22 protein-coding genes and 1 other RNA gene are annotated in these 25,276 nt (G+C 42.9%); 2 read left to right on the top strand and 21 right to left on the bottom strand.

All coding sequences use genetic code 11. From position 1 onward, the window contains the following. Positions 1–40: 40 nt before the first annotated feature. From D7D50_RS03890 to D7D50_RS03850, 8 genes are all read right to left on the bottom strand, one after another. Positions 41–538 carry a beta-class carbonic anhydrase gene (locus D7D50_RS03890; RefSeq protein ID WP_120701524.1) on the bottom strand — a complete coding sequence of 166 codons (498 nt, stop codon included), beginning with the start codon at positions 536–538 and terminating at the stop codon, positions 41–43. 288 nt (positions 539–826) lie between these two features. Then, positions 827–1,522: a TIGR00266 family protein gene (locus tag D7D50_RS03880; RefSeq protein WP_023024583.1), complete on the bottom strand. Its 696-nt coding sequence runs from the start codon at positions 1,520–1,522 to the stop codon at positions 827–829. Between the two features lie 82 nt (positions 1,523–1,604). Further along, a complete protein-coding gene (radA, locus tag D7D50_RS03875; protein ID WP_237394714.1) occupies positions 1,605–2,942 on the bottom strand; it encodes a DNA repair protein RadA in 1,338 nt (445 codons plus the stop codon). Positions 2,943–2,979: 37 nt separating this feature from the next. Next, positions 2,980–3,519, bottom strand: a complete 540-nt coding sequence (locus D7D50_RS03870; RefSeq protein ID WP_120701522.1) for a histidine phosphatase family protein — start codon at positions 3,517–3,519, stop codon at positions 2,980–2,982. Between the two features lie 18 nt (positions 3,520–3,537). Continuing rightward, positions 3,538–3,993 (bottom strand): isochorismatase family protein, encoded by a 456-nt coding sequence (locus tag D7D50_RS03865; RefSeq protein WP_120701521.1) that lies wholly within the window; start codon positions 3,991–3,993, stop codon positions 3,538–3,540. Positions 3,994–4,002: 9 nt separating this feature from the next. Continuing rightward, positions 4,003–4,449, bottom strand: a complete 447-nt coding sequence (locus tag D7D50_RS03860) for a dUTP diphosphatase (protein WP_070437493.1) — start codon at positions 4,447–4,449, stop codon at positions 4,003–4,005. A gap of 237 nt (positions 4,450–4,686) precedes the next feature. Continuing rightward, positions 4,687–5,376: a gamma-glutamyl-gamma-aminobutyrate hydrolase family protein gene (locus D7D50_RS03855; protein WP_120701520.1), complete on the bottom strand. Its 690-nt coding sequence runs from the start codon at positions 5,374–5,376 to the stop codon at positions 4,687–4,689. 156 nt (positions 5,377–5,532) lie between these two features. Next, complete coding sequence (locus D7D50_RS03850) at positions 5,533–9,477, bottom strand: SpaA isopeptide-forming pilin-related protein (RefSeq protein ID WP_162614521.1); 3,945 nt, start codon at positions 9,475–9,477, stop codon at positions 5,533–5,535. Positions 9,478–9,707: 230 nt separating this feature from the next. Between D7D50_RS03850 and D7D50_RS03845 the strand changes: the two genes are divergently transcribed. After that, entirely contained in the window at positions 9,708–10,724 is a 1,017-nt protein-coding gene (locus tag D7D50_RS03845) for an NAD(P)H-dependent glycerol-3-phosphate dehydrogenase (protein WP_120701518.1), read from the top strand. 61 nt (positions 10,725–10,785) lie between these two features. Next, positions 10,786–11,694 carry a UTP--glucose-1-phosphate uridylyltransferase GalU gene (gene galU / locus D7D50_RS03840; RefSeq protein ID WP_120701517.1) on the top strand — a complete coding sequence of 303 codons (909 nt, stop codon included), beginning with the start codon at positions 10,786–10,788 and terminating at the stop codon, positions 11,692–11,694. A 225-nt stretch (positions 11,695–11,919) separates the two neighbouring features. On the opposite strand, the gene D7D50_RS03835 is transcribed toward galU, so the two are convergent. The 13 genes from D7D50_RS03835 to ffs form a co-directional block, all read right to left on the bottom strand. Then, positions 11,920–13,884 carry a C69 family dipeptidase gene (locus D7D50_RS03835; protein ID WP_120701516.1) on the bottom strand — a complete coding sequence of 655 codons (1,965 nt, stop codon included), beginning with the start codon at positions 13,882–13,884 and terminating at the stop codon, positions 11,920–11,922. A gap of 240 nt (positions 13,885–14,124) precedes the next feature. Continuing rightward, the gene (locus D7D50_RS03830; protein ID WP_120701515.1) at positions 14,125–14,799 is read right to left on the bottom strand and encodes a rhomboid family intramembrane serine protease; all 675 of its coding nucleotides are present in this window, start codon (positions 14,797–14,799) and stop codon (positions 14,125–14,127) included. Then, positions 14,783–15,322: a 5-formyltetrahydrofolate cyclo-ligase gene (locus tag D7D50_RS03825; protein ID WP_120701514.1), complete on the bottom strand. Its 540-nt coding sequence runs from the start codon at positions 15,320–15,322 to the stop codon at positions 14,783–14,785. The genes D7D50_RS03830 and D7D50_RS03825 overlap by 17 nt, the downstream gene beginning before the upstream one ends. A 12-nt stretch (positions 15,323–15,334) precedes the next feature. Beyond that, positions 15,335–16,468, bottom strand: a complete 1,134-nt coding sequence (locus D7D50_RS03820; protein ID WP_120701513.1) for an N-acetyldiaminopimelate deacetylase — start codon at positions 16,466–16,468, stop codon at positions 15,335–15,337. 63 nt (positions 16,469–16,531) lie between these two features. Next, on the bottom strand, positions 16,532–17,230 hold the full coding sequence (gene dapD / locus D7D50_RS03815) for a 2,3,4,5-tetrahydropyridine-2,6-dicarboxylate N-acetyltransferase (RefSeq protein ID WP_006595464.1): 699 nt from the start codon (positions 17,228–17,230) through the stop codon (positions 16,532–16,534). Between the two features lie 209 nt (positions 17,231–17,439). Continuing rightward, positions 17,440–18,354: a hypothetical protein gene (locus tag D7D50_RS03810; RefSeq protein ID WP_023024610.1), complete on the bottom strand. Its 915-nt coding sequence runs from the start codon at positions 18,352–18,354 to the stop codon at positions 17,440–17,442. Positions 18,355–18,423: 69 nt separating this feature from the next. After that, entirely contained in the window at positions 18,424–19,335 is a 912-nt protein-coding gene (locus D7D50_RS03805; protein WP_023024612.1) for a hypothetical protein, read from the bottom strand. A 17-nt stretch (positions 19,336–19,352) separates the two neighbouring features. Continuing rightward, positions 19,353–20,099: a hypothetical protein gene (locus D7D50_RS03800; protein WP_023024614.1), complete on the bottom strand. Its 747-nt coding sequence runs from the start codon at positions 20,097–20,099 to the stop codon at positions 19,353–19,355. Positions 20,100–20,109: 10 nt separating this feature from the next. After that, the gene (locus tag D7D50_RS03795; protein ID WP_117744785.1) at positions 20,110–20,841 is read right to left on the bottom strand and encodes a hypothetical protein; all 732 of its coding nucleotides are present in this window, start codon (positions 20,839–20,841) and stop codon (positions 20,110–20,112) included. A 207-nt stretch (positions 20,842–21,048) separates the two neighbouring features. After that, a complete protein-coding gene (locus tag D7D50_RS03790) occupies positions 21,049–21,846 on the bottom strand; it encodes a hypothetical protein (protein WP_023024619.1) in 798 nt (265 codons plus the stop codon). A gap of 21 nt (positions 21,847–21,867) precedes the next feature. Continuing rightward, positions 21,868–23,046, bottom strand: coding sequence for a hypothetical protein (locus tag D7D50_RS03785; RefSeq protein ID WP_120701512.1), 1,179 nt, complete (start codon positions 23,044–23,046; stop codon positions 21,868–21,870). Positions 23,047–23,229: 183 nt separating this feature from the next. Beyond that, positions 23,230–24,579, bottom strand: a complete 1,350-nt coding sequence (locus D7D50_RS03780) for a glucose-6-phosphate isomerase (RefSeq protein WP_120701511.1) — start codon at positions 24,577–24,579, stop codon at positions 23,230–23,232. Between the two features lie 606 nt (positions 24,580–25,185). Beyond that, positions 25,186–25,271: signal recognition particle sRNA small type (gene ffs, locus D7D50_RS03770), an RNA gene on the bottom strand. Between the last annotated feature and the right edge of the window lie 5 nt (positions 25,272–25,276).

Raw genomic sequence — 25,276 nt, 5'->3', positions numbered from 1 at the left:
TTAATCTCCCATCGTCACTCCCAAGACGAATGGGAGACATTTAATCTCTCACCTCAGTGATCAATCCTGTATCGACATCATAGACAGCTCCTGAGATAATGACATCGTCTGGAATCAGCGGTGAGGCTTTTAATAGAGCAACATCTTCTCGGACGCTCTCGTTGATATCTTGAAAGGGTAGGAAGTCTTGGTTTCCGACATCAACTCCCAGTTCCTTCTTCAGATGCTGACGGAATCCTTCATTCTCAAAGGTTTGCGCCCCACAGTCTGTGTGATGCAAGACGACGATTTCTCGCGTTCCCATCTGTTGCTGTGAGATAACCAAGGAACGAATCATGTCCTCTGTCACGCGCCCCCCTGCATTCCGCAAAATATGGGCATCCCCCAGAGCAAGACCTAGTGCCGGTGCGACGTGAAGACGAGAGTCCATACAGGTCACAATGGCCACTTGCGTTTTCGGTTTGATCGGGAGATGAAGGTCTCCGTGCAATTCAACATAGGCTTGATTGGCTTTTAAAAAATTCTCAAAATAGGACATAAGAACTTCCTTTCTGGTTGGTAAAATAGTTTGAACTCCAAATTATTTACTCTCTATCTTACCATCTTTTTCCCAGATTGTCAGTTGCCAGCCTACATGAAAAAGAGAGTGGGACAGAAATCGGTAATTCGTTAGAATTCGATTTCGTCGTCCCACCTCCGCACAGTTGAGTAGGGCTGTAAAAGCTGATGAAATCAGCGTAGTAGAGCCCACTCAACCACTGCGTCTTGCTCGATAATCCAAATACAATTGAGAGGCTAGGACTTTTGTCCCAGCCTCTTTTATGCATTATGATCGTCTTGGTAAATAGCGATTCAGCAAGCCAGCAAAGGTCTGAAGGTTGAGACTTTGAACATAGATCTCACCAGTCCCTCTAAATGTATTGACTACTCCCTCACCTGTTCCGATTGATTGCCAGAAACCATTTTCCAAATGAATACGATAATCCAAAGACTGGCTCCAAGCAACGACATGGGCATTATCGATGGTGATTTCTTGATTGTTCAGCTCAATTTTTTTAATAGAGCCGTATGCATTCACCAAGAGAGTCCCTTGTCCTTGGGTCGTCATGACGAAGAATCCTCCCTGACCACCAAAAAGAGCCTTACCGATTGATTGGAACTCCATTGTATAGAAGGCCGTGCCATCAAGGGCTAGAAAAGCACCATCGTTCAATCGATACTGCTTTTCACCCAAATATAGTGGTACAACCTGACCTGGTGAGTCAGGTGCCAATGCTAGGTAAGCATTATTAGACTGGGCAAAAACCTGGGTGATAAAAGTACTTTCACCCGAAACCATTGACCGTCCAACTGCTTTTACAAAGCGTCCCACACCAGAGCCACTTGCATTTAATTTGGTGTTGAGGGTCACATTAGGTGTATGGTAGACCATACTCCCCCGCTGAATATAGACAGTCTCACCTTGATTGAGAGATAACTCGACCAAAGGGAATTGCACATTGTTGTCTGTAAAAAATTGCATGATAATTAACCCCTATCCTTAAGTAAGTATAGACAAAGTATAGCACAGGAAAAGCCTTTTCGCAAACGATTTCAAACTCTGGTTAAGAAAAGACTTTTTTCAGAACCTCTCCTACAGTGGAGACCGCTATCACTTGAATACCATCTGGGATTGTGATGCCTTGGAGAGAATTTTTTGGCGCATAAATCTTAGTGAAGCCAAGTTTAGCCGCTTCGTTGATCCGTTGCTCAATCCGAGTCACTCGACGAATCTCCCCAGTCAAGCCAATCTCACCGATAAAGGCCTCTTGAGGATTGGTTGGAAGCTCCTTGTAGCTAGACGCAATGGCTACCGCTACGGCTAGGTCAATGGCCGGTTCGTCCAGTTTGACACCACCAGCTGACTTGAGATAGGCATCTTGATTTTGAAGAAGAAGTCCGCAACGTTTCTCTAAAACAGCCATAATGAGGCTGACCCGATTAAAGTCAAGACCTGTCGTCGTCCGCTTGGCATTTCCAAAAACAGTTGGGGTCACCAAGGCCTGAACCTCCGCCAAGATTGGTCTACTTCCTTCCATGGTGACGACAATAGCAGAACCAGTCGCCCCATCCAAGCGTTCTTCTAGGAAGACCTGACTCGGATTGAGGACTTCGACTAGGCCACCTGATTGCATCTCGAAAATCCCAATTTCATTGGTGGATCCAAACCGGTTCTTGACCGCTCTCAGGATCCGGAAGGTATGGTGGCGCTCCCCTTCAAAGTAGAGCACTGTATCCACCATGTGCTCCAACATCCGAGGACCTGCCAAGGTTCCTTCCTTGGTCACATGGCCAACGATGAAGATGGCGATATTATTGGTCTTAGCCAGCTGCATGAGCTCTGCCGTCACTTCCCGCACCTGAGAAACCGATCCCTGCACCCCTGAAATCTCAGGAGACATAATAGTCTGGATAGAGTCAATGATAAGGAAGTTAGGCTGGAGGCGCTCCACTTCTGCTCGCACGCTTTGCATATTGGTCTCCGCATAGAGATAAAACTCACTGTCAATATCCCCCAAGCGCTCTGCCCGAAGTTTGATTTGCTGGGCTGACTCCTCTCCACTAACGTAGAGGACCGTTCCCACTTGAGATAGTTGGGTCGATACTTGTAAGAGGAGAGTCGATTTACCAATTCCAGGATCTCCACCGATGAGGACCAGACTTCCTGGGACGACACCGCCTCCAAGGACGCGGTTGAATTCCTCCATCTCGGTCTTAGTACGATGGACATTGATAGAGGTCACATCCGCCAGTTTCATGGGTTTTGTTTTCTCACCTGTCAAGGACACCCGGGCATTCTTGACCTCTGCGACCTCAACCTCCTCGACAAAAGAAGACCAAGAACCACAGTTAGGACAGCGCCCTAGGTATTTGGGTGAATTGTAGGCACAATTTTGACAAATAAATGTCGTTTTTTTCTTAGCGATAAGATACCTCTTTCTAAATCTCTATCTCACACTCAATAACTTGGCAAAAATCAATGGTTTCATTTGGCACAAACTGGCGCATGAGCATTCCGTGAGTTACAATGATAATAGTTTTATAATTTCTATATTTTTCCAAAGCTGTTAAAAAACGATGACGCATCTCTAGATCAGTTTCATAGCGATAAGGAGAATCTTCAGATAAAGCTCCTTGATGTTTTAGATAATATTCATGAGCTACCAATACACTAGTTAAATCAGAGTTAGTGCCATCTATGTCTGGACGCCACTCATGAAAAAACGGCTCCACAAATAAGCCCAATCCTGTTTCAACTGCTATATAATGTGCTGTTTCTAAAGCCCTCGTCACAGACGATGAAATAATAATCTCTGCCTTTCCAAAACATGCAGTTTTAGCAACTTCTTTTGCCAGACTGCGACCTTTTCCTGTCAATGGTGCTAAATCACGACCAAAACCACTATAGAGTTGCGGATTTTCAAGTTTATCAAGCATACTATAATCTGGCTCCCCATGACGGACAAAAATAATTTTCATATTAAGATCCCCATAAAACTATCCAATCTTGATTCCGCAATCTTGCCACTGCTTCAGTGTTTTAGAGAATTTCTTCTGGTTGGCAACTCCGACAGCAGACAAATCGACAGAAACCTGATAATTCTCCTTGACAGCTGCCAAAACGGAAGCCTTGACACAGCCATTGCCATCTACCCCTATAAATTCTATGCTTTTAGCACCATTTCCCTCTAAAAAATCTTTTAAATCTGGATTAGTAAAGCAAGAAGCCCGACGCTTCTCAAAGATACGAGAAGATACAAGCAGCAAGCCGGTCGCAAATTTCTTCTTTCTGTCTTTTCTCTCCCAGAAAAAACGATTGAGAATATAGATAACTCGGTCGCTGGGATAGGTAGCAATTTTGTCATTTACAGCTGCAGTCAGTTCTTCATGATATGCTTTTCCTACAGCAACATAATCTGACTGCATGTCTACAACTAATAAATAGTCTGCCATTTTATTCCTCTATTTCCCAGTTGATCCAAAACCACCAGTTCGAACACCGTCAGCTTCATCTCCATCTGCGATTAAAAATGGTGCAAAGACAGCCTGAACCACACGTTCCCCAACTTCAAGAATCACTTCTTTATCTGTGATATTTTTCATCTGTGCAAAGATATGGCCTTCATTTCCTGGATTGCCATAGTAGTCTCCATCAATAACGCCCACAGAGTTGATCAAGACCAGGCCTTTTTTGCGAGGATTAGACGAACGGTCGTAAAGATAAAGCACCTCCCCAGCTTGCATATAGGCCTTGACCCCAGTTGGGACGAGGACGATCTCACCTGGTGCAATGACCGTACGCTCTGCTACCTTTAAGTCGTAGCCAGCTGCATGGGCTGTCTCCCGTTTTGGTAGCAAGTCTTGATTGGTATAGGTTGATACAAGTTCAAATCCACGAATTTTTGTCATCATGATTCCTCTTTCATTCTAAATAGTTTCCATCTCTTCTATTATACCATCACTTTGGTCTAGCGTCTCCCCTATACTACTATTCGTATTTTTCCTGACAAAGGCACAAAAGTCCCCTCAAAGGAGGAGACTTTTGCAGGAGATTATATGAAAAAAGTAAACTGTATCAAACAAAGTTAGGAGGTCTTTGTTGATGAGACTAGTTTACCTCTTTCTCCTTAAAAAATCCTAAAGAGTTTACAATTCTTGTAAAAGATAGCGGAAGAGTTCGAGATTGCCTTTTTCTTCTTTGACTAGGAACTCTGGATGCCATTGCAAGCCGATGATGCGATGACCATCCACCGCTTCGATGGCTTCAATGGTCTGATCTCGTGGATCAATAGCTGTCACTCGAAAGTTAGGCGCCAAATCTTTGATACTTTGGCGATGAACAGAATTGATCTGGCTGGCTTGCCCAAAGAGTCGCTCAACCACACTGCCTTTTTTGGTCTCAATTGAATGAGATGTGCCAAAAGGAAGCCCCTGCCAGTGCCCTTCCACTTCTTGATGGAGAGTCCCACCGAAGGCAACATTGACCAACTGAACCCCTCGGCAGATAGCTAGGACGGGCTTGTTTTGACGGACTGCTTCTTTTAACAAGGCCAATTCAAACTGATCACGCTCGAGATTGTAGTCATCACTCTCGATGGTGATCTCTTCTCCATAAAAGCTAGGATGGACATTTTGCCCCCCACTGAGGATAAGCTTGTCCACTGTTTCGATATAATCTTTGGCAAAAGATGGGTCTCCCACTGGGATGACCATAGGAAGGCCACCTACTTGCTTAATGGTTTCCGCAAACTTACAAGATACAGACGAATGGATATTTTTTCCATCTGGATCCACTGCACATAGATTGGCAGAGACTCCAACAATCGTTCTACACATGGCCTTCCCTCCTTTGATATTTCTATTCCCTATTTTATCATCCCACCCTTAGAGCGTCTAATATGTATTTTTTAAGGGCCTGATAGATATTTTTTATCACCTAAAGCAAAAAAACAGGCTTGTCTAGCAAGGCTAGAACAAAACCTGTTTTAGAGATTAATTCTCACGTTTTTTGTAAATCAAGGCACTTCCAGCAACCGCCAATGCGAGTCCTGTAGCCACTAGTCCTTCACTCATTGATTGACCAGTAGAAGGAAGAACTTCTTTTTTATCTTCTTTTGGAGGATTTGATGGAATTTCTTTTTCTGGTTTTTCAGTAGAAGGTGGTGGGGTATTCCCTTTTGGAGGATTTGATGGAATTTCTTTTCTTGGTTTGTCAGTAGAAGGTGGCGGGGTATTCCCTTTTGGAGGAGTCAGTTGATTGACAACATTCCCTTTATCTACTACCAAATCTGTCGCAGCAGTTAATTCCGCCGCAGAAACAGTGATTGAATCAGTTGAAAGTTGGTATCCTGCTGGAGCAGTCAATTCTTTCACCACATAATCCTTAGCCTCAAAGCCTACAAATCTTACAAGACCATTGGCATCAGATGTTGCTGTCGCTTGACCTTCGCCATATGGATTGGCAACTGGTGTCACACCATCTGCCTCAAAGAGTCCGAAGACTGCTCCTGCTAGATCTTGGTAGAATGGATTTACCTTGTGAAGCTGAATGGTATAAAGCTTCAATTCTGGTTTCTCAACTACCGGTGGAGTTGGTGGAATAGCAGTGAATGGTTTATTGACAACTTTACCTTGATCAAGTACTTGATTGGTTGAAGCAATCAAGTGACTAGATGAGACAGTAATCGCTTCTTCAGAAAGTTGGTATCCTGCTGGAGCAGTGATTTCTTTCACTACATAATCCTTGGCTTCAAGCCCTGTAAAGGTCACAAGACCATTGGCATCGGATGTCGCTGTCGCTTGACCTTCGCCATATGGATTTGCAACTGGTGTCACACCATCTGCTTCAAAGAGTCCAAAGACAGCTCCTGCCAAGACTTGGCCTTCATTGTTAACTTTGTGCAATTGAATGCTGTAAAGAGTCAATTCCGGTTTTTCAACAACTGGCGGAGTTGGTGGGATTTCAGTAAACGGTTGGTTCACTACATTTCCTTTATCCACTACCAAATCTGATGCAGCGCTCAATTCTGTTGCAGAGACAGCGATTGAAGCAGTTGAAAGTTGGTAACCTTCTGGAGCTGTCAATTCTTTCACTACATAATCCTTAGCCTCAAAGCCTACAAAGCTTACAAGACCATTAGCATCGGATGTCGCTGTCGCTTGACCTTCGCCATATGGGTTGGCAACTGGAGTGCTACCATCCGCTTCAAAGAGTCCAAAGACAGCTCCCGCTAAAGCTCGACCTTCACCATTGACCTTGTGAAGCTGAATCGTATAAAGCTTAGCTTCTGGTTTTTCAACGACTGGTGGAGTTGGTGGGATTTCACTTGTGACAAAGGTATTGGTGAAGGATGTCTTCGCACCATACGCCACTGTAGCCTTGATGGTATTGCTTGCATCATCTTTCGTAACAGTTACTGTCACTTCGATGCTCGCTTGATCGTAGGTCATTCCTTTTTCTTGAGATTGAGGGATTACTTCCTTAATCGTGTAGTGGAAAGTTTTTCCTGCATCTTCTTGTGAATAAGAAATTTCGTCAAATGCTACAGAACCATCTGCTGCATTTTGTTTTGTTTGAAGAACTTCTCCAGCTTCATCCAACAAGTTAAAGGTGAATTCGCCATCTTTTAGGTCACGACCTTCTAAAATCTTGCTCGCTGAAATCTGAGCTTTTGCTGGACTTGGAGCTGAGTAAGTATTTGCAAAGGCCTTGCTTTCTGGATAGACAACTGTTGTTTTAAGGTTGTCTCCATCTTTAGTTACCTGAACGGTTACTTGTTTTTCGGCTGTATCGTATGTGATACCTGGGGTAGTCCCTTTGACCTCTTTCACAGTGTAAGTGTGTTCACCTTCTGCTGTGTAAGAAATAGCGTCAAAGGTCACTTTACCAGATTTGTTGGTGACAGTTTGAAGTTTATTCGCACCTTCGTACAATTCAAAACTAAACTCGCCATCTACCAAGTCACGACCTGTCAACTCTTTTGTCAACTCAATTGTTGCAGTTGTTGCGTTTGGTGTGAAGGCATTGGTAAATGTTTTGTTTTCTGGATAGACGACTTCTGCCTTCAAGGCATCTCCGTCACGAGTAACTTTAACAGTCACTTGTTTTTCGGCTATATCGTAAGCAATTGTGGCATTATCGCCTTTGACTTCTTTCACAGTGTAAGTGTGTTCACCTTCTTCTGTGTAAGAGATAGCATCAAAGGTTACTTTGCCAGATTTGTTGGTAACAGTTTGAAGTTTGTTTGCACCTTCGTACAATTCAAAGCTAAACTCACCGTCTACCAAGTCACGACCTGTCAACTCTTTCGTCAACTCAATTGTTGCAGTTGTTGCGTTTGGTGTGAAGGCATTGGTAAATGTTTTGTTTTCTGGATAGACGACTTCTGCCTTCAAGGCATCTCCGTCACGAGTAACTTTAACAGTCACTTGTTTTTCAGCTGTGTCGTAAGCAATAGTGGCATTATCGCCTTTGACCTCTTTCACAGTGTAAGTGTGTTCACCTTCTGCTGTGTAAGAGATAGCATCAAAGGTTACTTTGCCAGATTTGTTGGTAACAGTTTGAAGTTTGTTTGCACCTTCGTACAATTCAAAGCTAAACTCACCGTCTACCAAGTCACGACCTGTAAGGGCCTTATCTAATTCAATGACCGCACTGGTTGGTGTCGGTTCTTTGACAATTTTCTTATTTGTAACTGTTTTAAGGGCTGTTTTTGTTGTTCCAAAATCTTCTGCTTTGACATCAATTGGAGTTGCATCCAATTCATATCCTTCTGGAGCTTTTGTTTCAACTAATTGGTAAGCTGTGTTCAACAAGCCACCAATACTTGCTTCTCCTTTTGCATTGGTTGTCAACTTACCGACAACTGCACCTGTTGCAACACGGATCACGTTAAATTCAGCACCTGCTAAAGCAGTGTTTTCATCCTGGCTATCAACTTTCTTGAGGTTGATGGAGAAGGTATATCCTTGGGCTTCCCCACCAGCAGTTTGATAAACGAATGGGTTGCTCTTAGTTTCAACAACTTTTTTTGCATTCAAGGTTACATTGTTGAGGAACTTTTCCCCATTTGCAGGGGTATAAGGAATCTTCACCTTATAAGCAATTGAGTAACCTTCACCTTGGGCTACATTTCCCAAGCTGACCTTGAAACTCTTCTTATCTGCTCCAAACTCAACTGGTAAAGAGACAACTTGCCCGTTTTTCAATTCTAATTTATGCGAACTGTTAACGGCCCAATTCCCTTTTTTAATCACAAAGGAATCTTCTACATAGTTCATTCCTTCTGTTTGCAATTGGTCAGTCACAACCGCTTCTGTTAAAGGAGCATTCGTGGCATTGACACGTACTTCATATTGACGAGTGATGCTACCATCTGCTAAGGTTTCTGTCCCCCAGCTAACCTTGTCCAAGGTCTTTTCAGCATTCCCTGGGTCAACTACAAAGTCAACTTTTCCTACAGGGACAGGATTGTTGTCCACATTCAAGGTGATTGGCACCTTGCTTGGAGACTCAGTTGCAGGCTCTACCCGAACTGCAAAGAACATGCTTCCTGAAATATTTGATTTCTTTTCCACATAATCTTCATAGGTCAAGGTGATGGTTTTATTTGCAGCATTAATGACTGCTTTTGCAACCACTGATTGACCATCAGGACTCATTACATCAAATGTTTGATCCGAGATGAATTTTAGATTCTGAGGGAGGGTAATAACCGCTTGATCCCCAGATTTGACCCCGTTCGGAACATTGAAAGTTAGATCAACTTTAATGTCCGTGTACTGGTCCACGGGTGACTTAGCAGGTGTGATCGTTTTACTTGTAATTTGGATCTTTCCTGTTGAGCCATCAGCATGGGCCGACCGAATTTTGGACAAACCAAAGACACTAGCTAAAACTAATACTAAGGTCAGTATTATTTTTAAGCTTTTTTTCATCATAAACTCCTTTTTCTTTTTTGTTTCTCCTATATATCACTAGCTAGAGTAATATACGAAAGCAATATTACCATATTCAGAATATAAATGCAAGAATAATTTACTAAAATTACTAACATTTTTTCAGTTATCATATTATTTGCTTTTCCTATGAAATTCAGCTAGATTCCAAAGCTTTTTTCTCTATAGTATGGTAAAATAGAAATGAAATCTTCACGAAGGAGAATACTATGGATAAACAAACCGTTGCGGTCATCGGTCCTGGTTCTTGGGGAACTGCCCTTTCTCAAGTCCTCCACGATAATGGCCATGAAGTACAGATCTGGGGAAATGTCCCAGAACAAATCGACGAAATCAATCAAGAACATACCAACAAACGCTACTTTAAGGATGTCCTTCTAGATCCAGGGATCAAGGCCTACCATAACTTGGACGAAGCACTTTCTGGAGCGGATGCGGTCCTCTTTGTCGTTCCGACTAAGGTAACTCGCTTGGTAGCTAAACAAGTCGCTGAGACTCTGGACCATCCTGTCAAGGTCATGCATGCGTCCAAAGGATTAGAGCCAAACAGTCACAAACGGATTTCGCAAATCTTAGAAGAAGAAATCCCTGCTTCTCTACGTAGTGAAATTGTGGTCGTTTCTGGGCCAAGTCACGCCGAAGAAACCATCGTTCGCGATATCACTCTGATCACAGCGGCTTCTAAGAATTTAGAAACAGCTCGTTATGTTCAAGAACTCTTCAGCAACCACTACTTCCGCCTCTATACCAATACAGATGTGATTGGGGTAGAAACGGCTGGAGCTCTTAAAAACATTATCGCAGTCGGAGCTGGAGCCCTCCACGGGCTTGGATTCGGAGACAACGCCAAGGCTGCCATCATCACGCGCGGCCTAGCTGAAATTACCCGTCTAGGTGTTAAACTAGGTGCCAGCCCCTTAACCTATAGTGGACTATCCGGAGTTGGGGACCTGATCGTGACAGGGACTTCCATCCACTCTCGGAACTGGCGAGCTGGGGATGCCCTCGGTCGTGGTGAAAAACTGGAAGATATCGAAGCCAACATGGGCATGATCATCGAAGGGATTTCAACCACTAAGGCTGCCTACGAACTGGCTCAAGAGCTAGACGTCTACATGCCAATCACACAAGCCATCTACCAAGTAATTTATGAAGGGCAAGATATTCGTGAAGCCATCAACTTCATGATGAGCAACGAATTTAAAGAAGAAAATGAGTGGAACTAAGGAATTCTTCCTTCCCAATCAGATCAACAACCAATCATTCTTCAGTTAGAAAGGAATTATTATGACAAAAGTTAGAAAAGCAGTCATTCCTGCGGCTGGACTTGGAACTCGTTTCCTACCTGCTACTAAAGCTCTGGCCAAAGAAATGCTGCCAATCGTGGATAAGCCAACCATCCAATTCATCGTTGAGGAAGCCCTTAAGGCTGGCATCGAGGATATTCTCGTTGTTACTGGTAAATCAAAACGTTCGATCGAAGACCACTTTGACTCAAACTTCGAACTTGAGTACAACCTCAAGGAAAAAGGGAAAAATGATCTGTTGAAACTGGTCGATGAAACTACCGGGATGCGCCTCCACTTCATTCGTCAAAAACATCCGAACGGCCTTGGAGATGCTGTCCTTCAGGCGAAGGCCTTCGTTGGGAATGAGCCTTTCGTTGTGATGCTGGGTGATGACCTCATGGATATTACAGATGATACAGCGACTACGCTCACCAAGCAATTGATGAATGACTACGATGAGACACATGCTTCAACCATTGCTGTCATGAAAGTTCCCCATGAAGAAGTTTCTGCCTACGGTGTCATTGCTCCTCAAGGGGAAGGCATCAACGGACTCTATAGCGTTGAAACCTTTGTCGAAAAACCGGCACCTGAAGAGGCACCGAGTGACCTTGCCATTATCGGTCGTTACTTACTGACTCCAGAAATCTTCCAGATTTTGGAAAACCAAAAACCAGGCGCTGGAAATGAAATCCAATTAACGGATGCCATTGATACCTTAAACAAGACCCAACGAGTATTTGCCCGTGAATTTAAGGGCAGACGCTACGATGTAGGGGATAAGTTTGGTTTTATGAAAACATCTATTGATTATGCCTTGCAACACCCACAGGTTAAAGATGATCTCAAACAATACATCATTGATCTTGGAAAAGAATTAGAAACATCTGAACAAACTTCGGACTAAAGCATATACGAATCTGAAGGATGCAAAAGAGACTGACCATATGGTGTAAGTGGTTCGCCACTCTACAAAATGGTCAATCTCTTTTTTCTTGTAAAAAAGAAGAGAGTGGGACAGAAATCGGTCATTCGTTAGAATTCTATTTCGTCGTCCCACCTCCGCACAATTGAGAGGCTAGGACTTTTGTCCCAGCCTCCTCTTTCATTTATTCTCTTGTTTATCTATTTTTTAAGGATGAACATTGTAAGAATAATTTGTATTTGGGTAAGTCTCAATTTCGCCTGGATTGAAATTAGATCCGAAGCGATTATTGTTGTTTACACTGTTTCCTGCTACAGGAGCTTCAGCTGGAGCTTGAACAGTTTCTTCAGGCTTCGCAGGGGTTGCTACTTGGGTAGGTGCAGATGGTTGTTTGTCCTTGTTAGCAGCATAGCCAAAGCGATTGTTTGGATTTCCTTCTGCATTTGCTGGGATATCCTTATTAGAAGGGGTAGCCCTATAATAAGAAGCAGGAATTTCAATTTTTGTAATATTTCCGTCAACTTGTGGTTTTTCTGAAACTGTTGGTGTGTCTGGTTTCTTAGGCTCTTTAGGATCTTTAGACTCTTCAGGATCTTTATAATTATCTGGTTTAGAAGCACGATAAGGATCTGACTTGCGTCCAGCTGCCTCTAATTGTTTTTCCATCAATCTTTCATAATCTTTGAAGTGTTGGAAAAGGCGATCAGACAAGTCAAGGGCATCTTTCGTTACTTTATCTTCAGCAGCTTTTGCAGCTTCCGGTTGATCTTTTAGTGAATAATATTCAATATCTTTCTTCTCTTGATCAGCAATAAATCCTTTTTCTAGTGCTTTCCAATGTTCTTGGACGGTTTTTCCAAAGATATCTTGATTGTTGATTGCCATGTTGTCAATATGCCAAACAGTCCAATACCAAGAATTTGGATCATAGGTTTCTGTTTGTGGTTTAAAGACTTCATGAGTGTCTTTCACATTTCCATAGAATGGGACATATGGAGTGTTCCGTGATGGTCCCATTCCTAGCCAAACTGTACCACCAAATGATTTTGGTAGTTTTGGATTGATTTGATAGACATGGGCATCAATAACATTTTCATTACCTAGTGCATATTTGTATTGATCTTTGCGAACTGTGTCGTTTGCACCATTGTCACCTTGTTTCTTGACACCGATTTGATCGTCCGGTACAAAGCGACCATTCAAGTGTTCAAAACGGTTGCGTTGGAGAGCAAAGGCATCTTCTAATGTAAATTTCTTATTTGGATCTGTTGGTGAGCGGAAGAGTTCGTATTCATCATCTTCATAAGTCACTTTTGATTTTGGATCCAATAGAGTGATTCCTGCATAGGTACGTGAACGATCGCCTTCAGCATATTTTTCAGGTCCGTAAGATTTAGCAATATGGAAGTTGCCATCTTTATCAGTCTTGTAACTTCCTGATTCTTTGGCTACTTTTTCAACATCTTTTGAAGCAATCACATTTTCCTTATCATTCAAATCAACATGACCGAGGTAATAAGTATTGGCAAAGACTGCATATTTATCTTCTGGTACCTTCACCGCTACATATTGGTGACCTGAAAGGATTTCCATATACCAGGTTTCGTTTTGGTCAGCAACTACAACTGTATTTCCTTCGGCTGATCCCTTTTCTTCGATAACTTTTCCAAGTAATTCGATTGCTTCACGAGCTGTTTTTGCACGAGGTAAAATCACGTCGAGCATAGCAGCTTCTGGAAGTCCATCTTCTTTTAGTGGATCTTTTGCTAATACTTTTTTATTTGGGATTGCTGTAACAGTGGCAGTCATTGAAACACCCGCTTCGTTGAAGCCATGTTCTCCGAAAGCACCGTTGCTACCGTCTCCACGAGCGGAGTCATAGGTAGCTGTGTATTTCATTTCACTGGCAGCATGAGGATAGGTGAAACCATTGGATTCGTCCTGAATTTTGTCCCCTTCCTTATAATTCTTGGCATCAACAACAACATAGTTTTTGTTGTGTTTTCCGCCATTTGGATAATAAGGATAGTCCTCAGTCCGACCAAACAGGGTGGTACCATCCTTGGTCAACTGACGTCCAATGATAAATCCACAGCAAGCCTCAACAGCTTGAAACGGAAGGAGCAATATAGCCATCGCTACTAGCGAGAGCTTAATCAACCATTTTTTCATTGCAAATCTCCTCTTATTTAATATTTTATCCATTTTTATGAATGGATAAGAAAGATATTTACAATTGTTAGTTTACTCCTTTTCAACCCTTTTTGCAAGCGCTTTCTTATGTTGTCTTTATTCACCTTTAGAGCATCTTTTTGGGTGTATCTGCTTGTTTTTGGTTTTTATATACAAAAAAACTGAGACTTCACTCAGTTTTCAGATAATTTACAAATTCGTTACAAATTCTTTGAAGGGCTAAAATATAAAAGGCCAAGCGTAAAGAAGGGTGGCTCCAGCTATATAAAGGAGCAGAGCTCCCAAGCGCCAAGTTTTTTTCACGCTATCTCGCTCACCATAGACTGGAAAGACAAAGGCTAGAATCCCTCCTCCTACCAAGCCTCCTAAGTGACCTGCCAGACTAATCCCCGGCATAAAGCTAAAGAGAATATTGACCAGGATCAATGAAGTATAACTTTGGCTCAGATACTGAATGTAGGGACTCCGAGCAATGAAGCGCAAACTGGCAATGGCCCCAAAGATGCCGAACAAGGCGGTAGAAGCCCCAGCTGCGACGACTTCTGGGGAAAAGGTCATCACAAAAAGATTGCCCATTAAACCTGATAAGATGTAAAGGACTAGAAAAGCTTTGGAGCCAAATAAATCCTCTGCGATTCTTCCGAGAAAATAGAGGGTAACCATGTTTAAAACAAAATGTTGCAAGCCAATATGAACAAACATGGCAGCAAGCAAACGCCAGCTCTGGCTCGGGTCCATTTGGATTTCCGCCCCTAAGACACCCCCAAAGTCGTAAACAGTTTGGACCGATTCATAGTCAAAGCCACGAAGCAATAACATGGCTAGAAAAACGCCGGTTGTTAATAGGAGCAAGCTACTGGTCACTGGGTATTTCTTATCAAATAGTTGATTCATCCACTAGAACCTCCTTAACAGGGATATCATGGGGAGCAGGTGAAAAGTCTGCTTCTTGGCAAGCATAGATGGTGCTGACGGTCGCTCCGTCAAAATCTGCCAAATAGCGATCGTAATAGCCTCCTCCATAACCCAGCCGATAGCCATCCTTTTGAAAGGCTACTCCGGGAACATGGATCAGGTCAATCTCCGACTGATCTACCACTTGAGCCCCATCCTCTGGTTCCAAGAGGCCAAAGGATGTTTGTTTCAACTTCTGCGGATCATAGGCCACAAATTCCATGCGTCCTTTTGGATAGGTTTTTGGAATGACGACCTGCTTGCCATCAGCTTGAGCTGCATCAATCAGAAAACTCGTATCCACCTCATGCGGGAAGGATAAATAGGTCGCTATAACGCTTGCTTCTTGGTAAACTGACAAAGAGCGCAACCGCTGGATCAAGGCTTGATCAGCCTTTCGCTTGTTCTCCGGCTCCAAGCCTTTCATCTTCTTCAATATACTTTTTCGAATACTTGCTTTCATTTCCATCTCTCTTTATTGGTTGGCTTTCATTTTTAAGAAAGGACTAATGGCTTTGACACCAAAGTGCAGGGTTTCTTCCTTGGGACTCATCTGAGGGTGATGAAGGGCATAAGGACTGTCCACTCCCAACCAGAACATGACTCCATCCACTTTTGACAAGAGATAACCAAAATCCTCTCCGGTCATGGCGGGTAGGATATCCATCAAGGTCACATCTTCTGCTTGATCAAAGAAAGTCATCAATTCATCTGCCAAGTCTGGATTGTTTTCCACCGGCAAATAGCCCCCTTGCTTGAGTTCCAACTCTAGGTCCATATCAAAAGCAGCTGCAACTCCTCTCGCAATCGTCTCGAGTCGTTTCTGGGTCAAGAGGTTCATTTCCATGGTCAGGGTCCGGATGGTCCCATGCAGAAAGGCCGTTTCTGCAATGACGTTATTGGTCGTCCCCGCATGCATGGAACCGAAGGTCACAACTGCCCCCTCAATAGGATCGACATTACGGCTGACAATGGTTTGAACTTGAGTGACAAAATAGCTAGCAGCGACTAGGGCATCCTTGGCTTCATGCGGAAAAGCAGCGTGTCCACCTTTTCCTTTAAAGGTCAGCTTCACTTCACAGGTCCCTGCAAAGAGCGTCCCCCGATTGGTCGCGATTTCGCCTACCTTTAAGTCCGGACGGACATGGAGGCCGTAGAATTGATCAGGCAACCAATCTCCAAAGGCCCCATCTTCATACATAAGCATGCCTCCAGCTTCATTTTCCTCGGCCGGTTGAAAGAGGAATAAGAGATTGTTCTTCGGCTGTTCTTGAACCAATTGCTCCAACAAGCCCAAGGCTAAGGTCATATGAACATCATGGCCACAGGCATGCATCCGACCTTCGTGGCGGGAGGCAAAGTCAAGGCCAGTTTGCTCGATAATGGGCAGGCCATCGATATCCGTCCTCCAGCCAATGGTCTTTTCTGGATTGGATCCTTTCAGAAAAACCAGGATCCCCGTCCGCCAGGTCCGCTGCTCGACGAATTCTTTTCCCTCGGTGATTTCTGCGATGCGCTCCAAGAGATAGGCTTGTGTTTTAAATTCTTCTAGTCCAATTTCTGGGATTTGATGCAGGTCCCGCCGAATTTTTACTAAATCAAGTGTCATATCTATCTTCCTCTTTTGAGAAGAAGCCGAGGTATCCCCCAGCTTCCTTTTCTTATTCCTCTATTATAGGTTACGCAAGGCATCCTCAAGTGCTGTTTTTTGTTGTGTCTGTTCGTCAATCGTCTTGATCACGCGCGCAGGTACACCTGCTACCACTACATTTTCAGGTACATCTTGGGTAACAATCGCACCCGCCGCTACGACGGAGCCATTACCAACTTGAACCCCTTCGATGACGACGGCGTTGGCACCCACCAAGACGTTATCCCCGATACGAACTGGTTCTGCAGAGGCTGGCTCAATGACACCTGCAAGGACTGCTCCTGCTCCTATATGGCTATTTTTACCAACCGTTGCACGGCCACCAAGAATAGCCCCCATATCGATCATGGTCCCCGCACCGATTTCAGCACCGATATTGATGACCGCTCCCATCATGATCACCGCATTGTCTTCAATGGTCACCTGGTCTCGAATGATCGCACCCGGTTCAATCCGGGCATTCAAATAACGCTTGTCCAGCAAAGGTACCGCTGAATTGCGACCATCTTGCTCTACGATATAGTCTTTGTTTTCTGTTAAGTTGGCAAGAAGGGGCTCAATCTCTTTCCAGTCTCCAAATAGGACATTGCCTAGCTTTACAACGGATGCTGGAAGCTCTCCTGCCAATTCCCCTTCAAAGGTCACTTTTACGTTGGTTTTCTTTTCTGCATTGCCGATAAAGGCGATAATTTCTTGTGCAGTCATTTTTTGTGCAGTCATGGCGATACCTCTTGTTCTATGTAGTCAGTCCTCTAGGAAGATAGGCTACTTTTGAACTCTTTGATTTTACTATTATAGCATAATTTGCAAGAATTCTTTCTCATCTAAAGATTTCATCAAAGCAACACGTTCTGGACCAATAGAGACAAGTAGAGAGGCCAGAATTTTTTGACAACCCCTAAATAGGAATTCTCAGGTGATCTTATCGATTATGATTTATCCTCAACACTCCTTATACTTTTCAAACGGAATCTTCCCCCAGTTTCATCAAAAGACATAAAGACACTCATCTTATCCCTTGTAGTATAGACGATTGTAATTCGTTTGACTCCCCCAATAGCATAATTATTATGCATAAAGTCAGGAGTTCCTAATTCTTTTACAGCTTCTGTCAACTCTAGACCTTCTTCAGATGAAGCTTGCAAAGCCTTATAGTCTTTACTTGTTTTCGTGACTTCTCCTCTAAAACTTTTCCTAGTATAATAGGTCACACTACTGAGTTCCATAGAATCTTGTTCTTTCAGAAAATTAAGAGACAAGCGCCCTGTATCCCCGACGAGCTCATATTCTAATCCGATTCTCTGGCTACCGTCGGAGCTAGAGGACAGGTGACCAGAGACCGCTTTCCCAATCTGATCGACAATCTGCTCTGGCGTTACATTAGGTTCATTCGCTTTTCTCACTAAAGAAATGAAATCCTCTATGGACAATTCAATTCTGTGGTCCTTGTCAATATAAGGAGAATCTTCTCCAAAAAATGTAAATTCAGTTTTTACGGATGAATCTGTTGGGAGCTTCTCAGTCTTTTTAGTGGTTGAATAGGAATCTCTTTGATGGGAAAGGTATCTTACATAGTGGAGAGCCCCACAAAAGAGACACACAATGACGACAAGACCTATCCCTAGCTTCAGGAGACCACTGCGACGAGAAAACCAGGATGCTTTGAACTGGCCCATTTGGGATGCGTATACTCGATCTGATCTCGAATATTTGTCTTCCTCAAATTGATCTTTGGATTCAAATACCTCTCCTTGTGGTTGACCTTCTGAAAACACCTCCGGTACTTTTTTATTCCCCCCTGGCACTTTTGACCATTCTCGTTGAATTTTTCTACCTTTTTGCATTTCACTCTCCCTTATTCTCGTTTCTCAGGATGGAAGAAAACGGAATGAGACTCCTCCTTCTCACTTTAGTTATTCTTTTTTATCCTTTAATTTCGTCATACTTCCCAAACGGAAAAAATCTCCATCTTGATCAAAATACAAGGTAACTCGCATCTCATCACTTGCTTTATAGGAGATAGCAATTTGAGCCTCCGTCCCAGGTAAAAAACTGGAATAGAGCCAATCTGGTACTCCCAATTCTTTGATAGCTTCCATCAACTCCACCCCCTCTTGACCTGGCTGAGGAATAAGAGCACTATAATCATCACTTGTTCTTTCAGTTGATTCTCTCTGGCTTTCTAGGGTAAAATACTGAATCGAATGCAGAAGGAGGCGATTCTCCTTTTCACTAAAATCAAAGTCCAGTGCTGCTTTATTATCGGTAAGGAGATACGTCAATACACTTCCTCGACTACCATCAGAGTCTATACTCACATATCCATCTCTTGCTTTTCCTAATTGGTTGAAAATATCATCCATAGTAAGGTTGGCATCATTAATTTTTCTAATGTATGCGACAACCTCCTCTATATTGATATCAATTTTATGATTTGGGTCTGTATAGCGAGAGTTTTTATTAAAAAGATTTTTAAATTCCTTATCTGATAAACGAGCCTCTGTCCCCTTGCTTAATTTTACAGAGTGAGAATCATGCGCAGGTGATTTCACATATCGAGACACAATGTTAAAAAGGAACAAGAGGAACAGACCTCCTAGCACTAGCTTGAAGAAAATAGAGAAATGAGCTAAGTAAGACTTCTTAAGCACACTTTTTTGAAGATTCTCTCCACCATTTCGCTTCCCTGTTTTTGCTTCTTTGACCCTGCTTGGTAGTTCCATCCTATCATTCTGCAGATTACTTTTTGAAGAGAGCTCTGAAGAGATTTTATTTCCACCTGGGACCTTAGTCCATTCTCTCTGAATCTTTCTACCTTTTTCCATTCAATTTCTCCCCTCTATCAGGTAAGACTTGTAATCCCTTGAGAGTCCACCTGGCTCTTTCGCAACAAATAGCAAGAACCATCCATTATTTTAATCTCTAATAAATAAGATTTCCCCTTCTCATCCTGAAAGGATAGTTGAAATCCTTCCTGATCAGGGCTGATTTGGCGTCGGACGAAGGATTGTAGGCCCTGATAGCTACCTAGAAGTGCTTTAAGATCCATCTTTTCTCCAGGTTCTAAGCTCTGGTAAACTTTTTCTGAAAAAGCTTTGTTCCCCTCCCGGTCTAGATTGGCTAGACTGGCGTCGATCTCTTCTAGCAGATAGCTCCCATCAGCCCCCTTGCTAAAAAGCAAACGGATGGAGGCTCCCTTTCCCCTATCGTCCCATCGATAGAGCAGGGAGAGACTGGGTTGCTTGCTTGCTGTAGATTGAAAGAGAACTTTCTCTTGGGGGTGCCCCATCTCCTTCAGAAGGGTCTCCAGGCGACTTCCAGTCTGCTTCAGACTACCGTTTTGGTTCTTTATCGATAGAGGGAAGCGCTCGATCTGTTCCAAGGTCCATGGCGAATCCTTTTTTTCATTCGTTTCTTTTAAGAGTCGCTCCCCTTGAAATTCTTTCGCTTTAAAAGTTGATAAGTTCTTTATTTCACTTATCGCTGTAGAACTTTTGGGTGGATGACTAAGGACCTCTAGACCCATCCCTAAGAGGAACGCTAGCAGCAGGAGACCAGGAATTTTTAGCTTCTTGATGACTGTATCCATTTACTCCTCCTTATTCGACCTTAACTAGATGATAGTGAGCATCTTTTTGGGCTTGCAAAGTGAGAAAGACGAGCCCCTCTTGTGCACGGTAGGTTAGGACCAAAACTGTCTTTCCATCCTTACGATTCAAAAGCAATGATTGTGGCAAGCCAACCTTTTGTAAAATGTCTTCTAGTTTCATGCCAGTTTTCTCTTTCCCACTAGCAAGACTGGTCAAGGCTGCCTTTTTCAGCTGTTTACTTTCTATATTCTGCTTAGAGGTTGGTTGATAGCCCTGAATAGCTGTTAGATAGTAGCCATCCTTCATATGGGTAAATTCAAATTGGTATCTATCTCGACCATCTTGTGTCGTTCCATAGCTGAGACGAAGGAGCTGCGTTCTAGCTTTTGACTCCAGCCGAGCTTGCTTGGCTCCCCCTAATTTTTTGACCAGGGTCTCCGGTGTCGTCCCCTTGGTGCTTAGCTCACCAGTCCCATCTCCTATTTTAAATTCTAGCAATTCCTCCAAATGCACCCCAACTTCTGGTCGATCTGATTTCGCCAGGAAGGCCTGCAGATAAGCTTCTTCCTTACGAAAGGTCACTTGCTGGTCTGGATTTAGCTGGTCTTGTGGACTCCCAGAAGCAGCAAGCCCATATCCTACTCCCAACATTGCGAGGATCCCTAAAAGAATCCCTCTTTTTTGGATGAAAGCTAAGAGGGTCTTCAGATGTTTTCTTGTTATTTCCTTTACATTATCCATTCTGCGATCGTATCTGTATCCCTTTCCGTCCAACTGTTCACACCTATTTCCTTTGGCAACATATTCTACTATACCATAAATAGCTCGTCCCCGCTAGAACAGAAAAAGATCTGAAAATGCCATTCCAGATCTTTTTAGGGTTTTAGGTGAATGGATTTTTCCTCCCTTACCTCTTTCGAAAAGAATGAATGAAGAGCCCCTTCTTCATCATAATTTTTTTTCAGATAAAAGGAAATCTCCATCAGATTGTCTCACAAAAGTCAACCTATATTCAGAAGAACTTGAGGATTTTATATTTACTGTCATTGTAGTAACAATATCTTTAGTTTTGTAGTCTTCATCTGCAGACATTGAAAGACTAGAAATAGTATGATCCTTAATCACTTCCTTGTAGGATACTCCATCCTTACCAGTTTTAGCATCTCCCACTTTCAGTTTATCATAGTAAGATGAGGTCATAAAATCGTCCTCAGCTTCTTTATGATTCCCTAAGTAATAGAGGTTTTTTAAATAGTAATTATCTCCTTTCTTCTGAAACGTAAGGCGCATTTCACGAACAGTACGATAACTAGTCAGTGTATCATCCTGATCTTCTTGTAACTCGCCCCATTCTAAATCAATTTTATCTTTTCTAAACGTGCCTTTCAAAGCTTTGCCATGTACATCCACAACATCTTCAATGCTTGTTCCTAAATCTGGAGTTTCGTATGTACCAAACTCCAAATCAGCTAAATCATCAATGTTCCAAGAAAATTCTGCTTCTTCCGGATCAATATACTTACCAGCCTGATCTCGTTTTGATTCCCCTGCGTTAGCTGTTGGGTGAAGGGCTGGTTCGCTACTTTTAGCATTTGTTGCACCAAAAGAACGACCAAGAAATAGACCTGCAATGACTCCTAAGACTGCAAAAACACTAACACAAGCGATTAACAGACCTTTCCCTGGCTTCTTTTGATTACCAGTTTCTGGCACACCAAATGGTGCCTGTGATTGATTCATATTCATCTTTCATCTATCTCCTCTATATTAATAACGCTCTGGACCAATGTATAAGAAATCTCCATCTGGTTGTGCTAAGAAGCGCAATGTCTTATAATCGTCACCGACCTTAAAGTTTACGGTTGCAATAACACGAGTAGAGTCATACTTTTCTCCGTCCTCAGTCATTTTTGTTTCTGTTCCAATTCGAACAACATTTGATTTATGCTTTTTCAAAACTTCTGATAGGGAAGTTCCACCTTCACCAGTTTTCTTATCTCCTGTTTTCAGATTTTTGAATTCTTTTGTACTCAACTCACGATCTGCAGAAGTATCTTCATCTTCATCGTCTTCTTCGTCTGCATAGAATTCTTCTAAATCAAAAGCTTCCACAGTTTTCAAATAATAGTTGCCATCAACTTTTTCAAATCGGAAATAAACATTCTGATGTTCAGCATTCTTTGCGCGATCCCAATAAAGAGTAAGGCTATTCTTATCATACTCTACACTGGAAGCCAATCCATAGGTTTCAACAATCTGATCAGCAGTCAACCCATAACCATCCTTGTTGGTATAACTCAAGGTAGCAAGGTCTTTAAGAGTCCAGGTGAAAACAGTCTCCTTCTTTTCTGTAATGAAGCTGTTCTTTACCTTCTTTGCTTCTTCATTAGCGAGTTCTAAGCGTTTTGTTCGATTAGCATCTGCTTGAGGCTTAGATGAATGTCCCCAGAAATAGCCTGCTCCGCCACCAATCAAGCCACCAAGAAGGAGTGCAAGAAGGGAGAAGACAACAATTTTCGTCCATCCACGCTTCGGTTTTGGCTGAACATTCCATTGCGATTGGAAGGCTTGAGGGTTCCCTTGTTGGTAGAAAGGATTGTTTTCTACCTGAGGAGCTTGGTTTTGGAAAAATTGTCCCTGCCCACCAGCTTGTGGTCCTTCTACTGGAGAAGACTGTTGAAAGGCTTGCGCTCCTGGTGCGCCAAATGGCTCATAAGCTGTTTGACCAGTTTGTGCTCCAAAAGGTTCTTGAACGTTTTGACCAGTTTGGGCTCCAAAAGGTTCTTGAACAGTCTGCCCTCCTTGTGCTCCAAAAGGTTCGTGAACGCTTTGACCAGTTTGGGCTTCAAGAGGTGGTTGAACGGTTTGTTCGTCTTGCGCTCCCAAAGGTTCTTGGACAGTTTGTCCCTCTTGTGTTCCAAAAGGTGTCTTGTCTTCTGTTGTCATAATCTCTCCTTTACTAAGAACCTTCGCCCATCATCCTCCCCACTTTTTGTGGCCATAGTTTGACGTGCAAAGTATAAATATCGTAGTTCTACTATATCATAAAACCGTCTACTTTTCCACCTCATTCTGAGATATTGAAAGCGATTAAAAAACGACCTCTTTCGAGATCGTTTTGTCTGTCGATTAAAGACGAGCGTTCAATTCTTTGCTCAATTCTTCAAATCCTGGTTTACCAAGAAGGGCAAACATGTTGCGTTTGTATGCTTCAACACCTGGTTGGTCAAATGGGTTGATCGCGTTCAAGTAACCTGAAAGGGCAATGGCTAATTCGAAGAAGTAGATAGTGTAACCAAGAGTGAAGGCGTCTTGCTCAGGAAGAGTCACGTACATGTTTGGTACGTCACCGTCAGTGTGGGCAAGAAGAACACCGTCAGTCGCTTTTTTGTTTACAAAGTCAACATCTTTTCCTTGAAGGTAACCAAGCCCATCAAGATCTTCTTCCAAAGTAGGGATGATCACGTTCTTACGAGGTTTGTCAACACGGACAACTGTTTCAAACATGATACGAGTTCCCTCTTGGATAAATTGACCCAATGAGTGCAAGTCTGTTGAGAAGTTAGCTGAAGTTGGGTAAATCCCTTTTTGGTCTTTCCCTTCTGACTCACCAGCCAATTGTTTCCACCATTCTGAGAAGTATTGAAGGGATGGCTCGTAGTTTACCAAGATTTCAGTAGCGTATCCTTTACGGTAAAGGATGTTACGAACGGCTGCATATTGGTAAGCTTCATTTTCAGCAATCTTATCTGAAGTGTAGTCTTTACGAGCAGCGTTAGCACCTTCCATAAGGGCTTTGATGTCTGCACCTGATGCAGCGATTGGAAGCAATCCAACTGCGGTCAATACTGAAAAACGTCCACCGATGTCATCTGGAACTACAAATGTTTCCCAACCGTTAGCATCTGCTTCAACCTTAACAGCACCTTTTTGGCGGTCAGTTGTTGCGTAGATCCGTTTGTTAGCTTCCTCTTGGCCGTATTTCTTCACCAAGAGTTCTTTGAAGACACGGAAAGCGATCGCTGGTTCAGTTGTTGTACCTGATTTCGAAATCACGTTTACAGAGAAGTCTTTGTCTGAAACATACTCTACCAAGTCAGCAAGGTAAGTAGATGAAATTGAGTTTCCAGCGTAAAGGATTTGTGGCGCTTTGCGTTCTTCTTTTGTTTGCAAGTTGGCAAAGTGGTGATTCAAAAAGTCAATCGCAGCTTTCGCTCCAAGGTATGATCCACCGATACCGATCACCACCAAGACATCGCTGTCTGATTTGATTTGCTCAGCAGCTTTCAAGATGCGGTCAAATTCTTCGCGGTCATAGTTTTCAGGAAGGTCCAACCAACCCAAGAAGTCGCTACCAGCACCAGTTCCTTTACGAATCAATTCGTCAGCAGCTGTTACTTGTGGTTGCATGTATTCCACTTCGTGTGGTGCAACAAATTTGTCTAATACTTTTGAATAATCAAATTTAATATGTGACATAGTATTCCTCCAAAATTTCTTCTTCTCTATGATATCGCTTTACAGGGATTTTATCAAGGAAAACCATTCTGTAAAACGTTTTCAATTGCTAATTTTTTAATTTTCACAAATCAAGCAATGACGCAATAGCAATCGTTTGCATGCAGCCCCTTGTTTTAAGCGGAACAGACAAAAAAAAGAAGAGGCTGGGACAAAAGTCCTAGCCTCTCAATTCTCTTTGGATTGTCGAGCAAGACACAGTGGTTGAGTGGGCTATACTACGCTAATCTCATCAGCTTTTATAGCCCTACTCAACTGTGCGGAGGTAGGAAGACGAAATCGAATTCTAACGAATTACCGATTTCTGTCTCACTCTCTCTATTTTCACGCTATTATTCTTTGAATCCGCTAATGAATTTCGAAGTGATACTAGTGAATTATAGGACTGATTCATTAACGCTATAGTCCTCACGTCGCTACGCTCCTCAGGATCAATATCTCTAGGATTCGTCTGCGTCACTTGGACTTGACTCTCTGTATATTTCGGAACGTAGTTCTCGCTTTGCTCGAACTGCGTCAATGTACCTAAGTTCATCCGCATCTGTTGGACTTGATTCACTAAGGTACATAGAAAAAGAGCACACAGTTCACTTCGCTTAGGGCTGCTGGATTCCTCCCCTGACCCGCTTCACGCAGAACTGTTGCTCCGATAGGTATT

The sequence above is a fragment of the Streptococcus koreensis genome, from assembly GCF_003627135.1.
Lineage (GTDB): Bacteria > Bacillota > Bacilli > Lactobacillales > Streptococcaceae > Streptococcus > Streptococcus ilei.
Note: the sequence above shows the minus strand (reverse complement) of the source record. Positions and strands in the feature narration are given on the sequence as shown.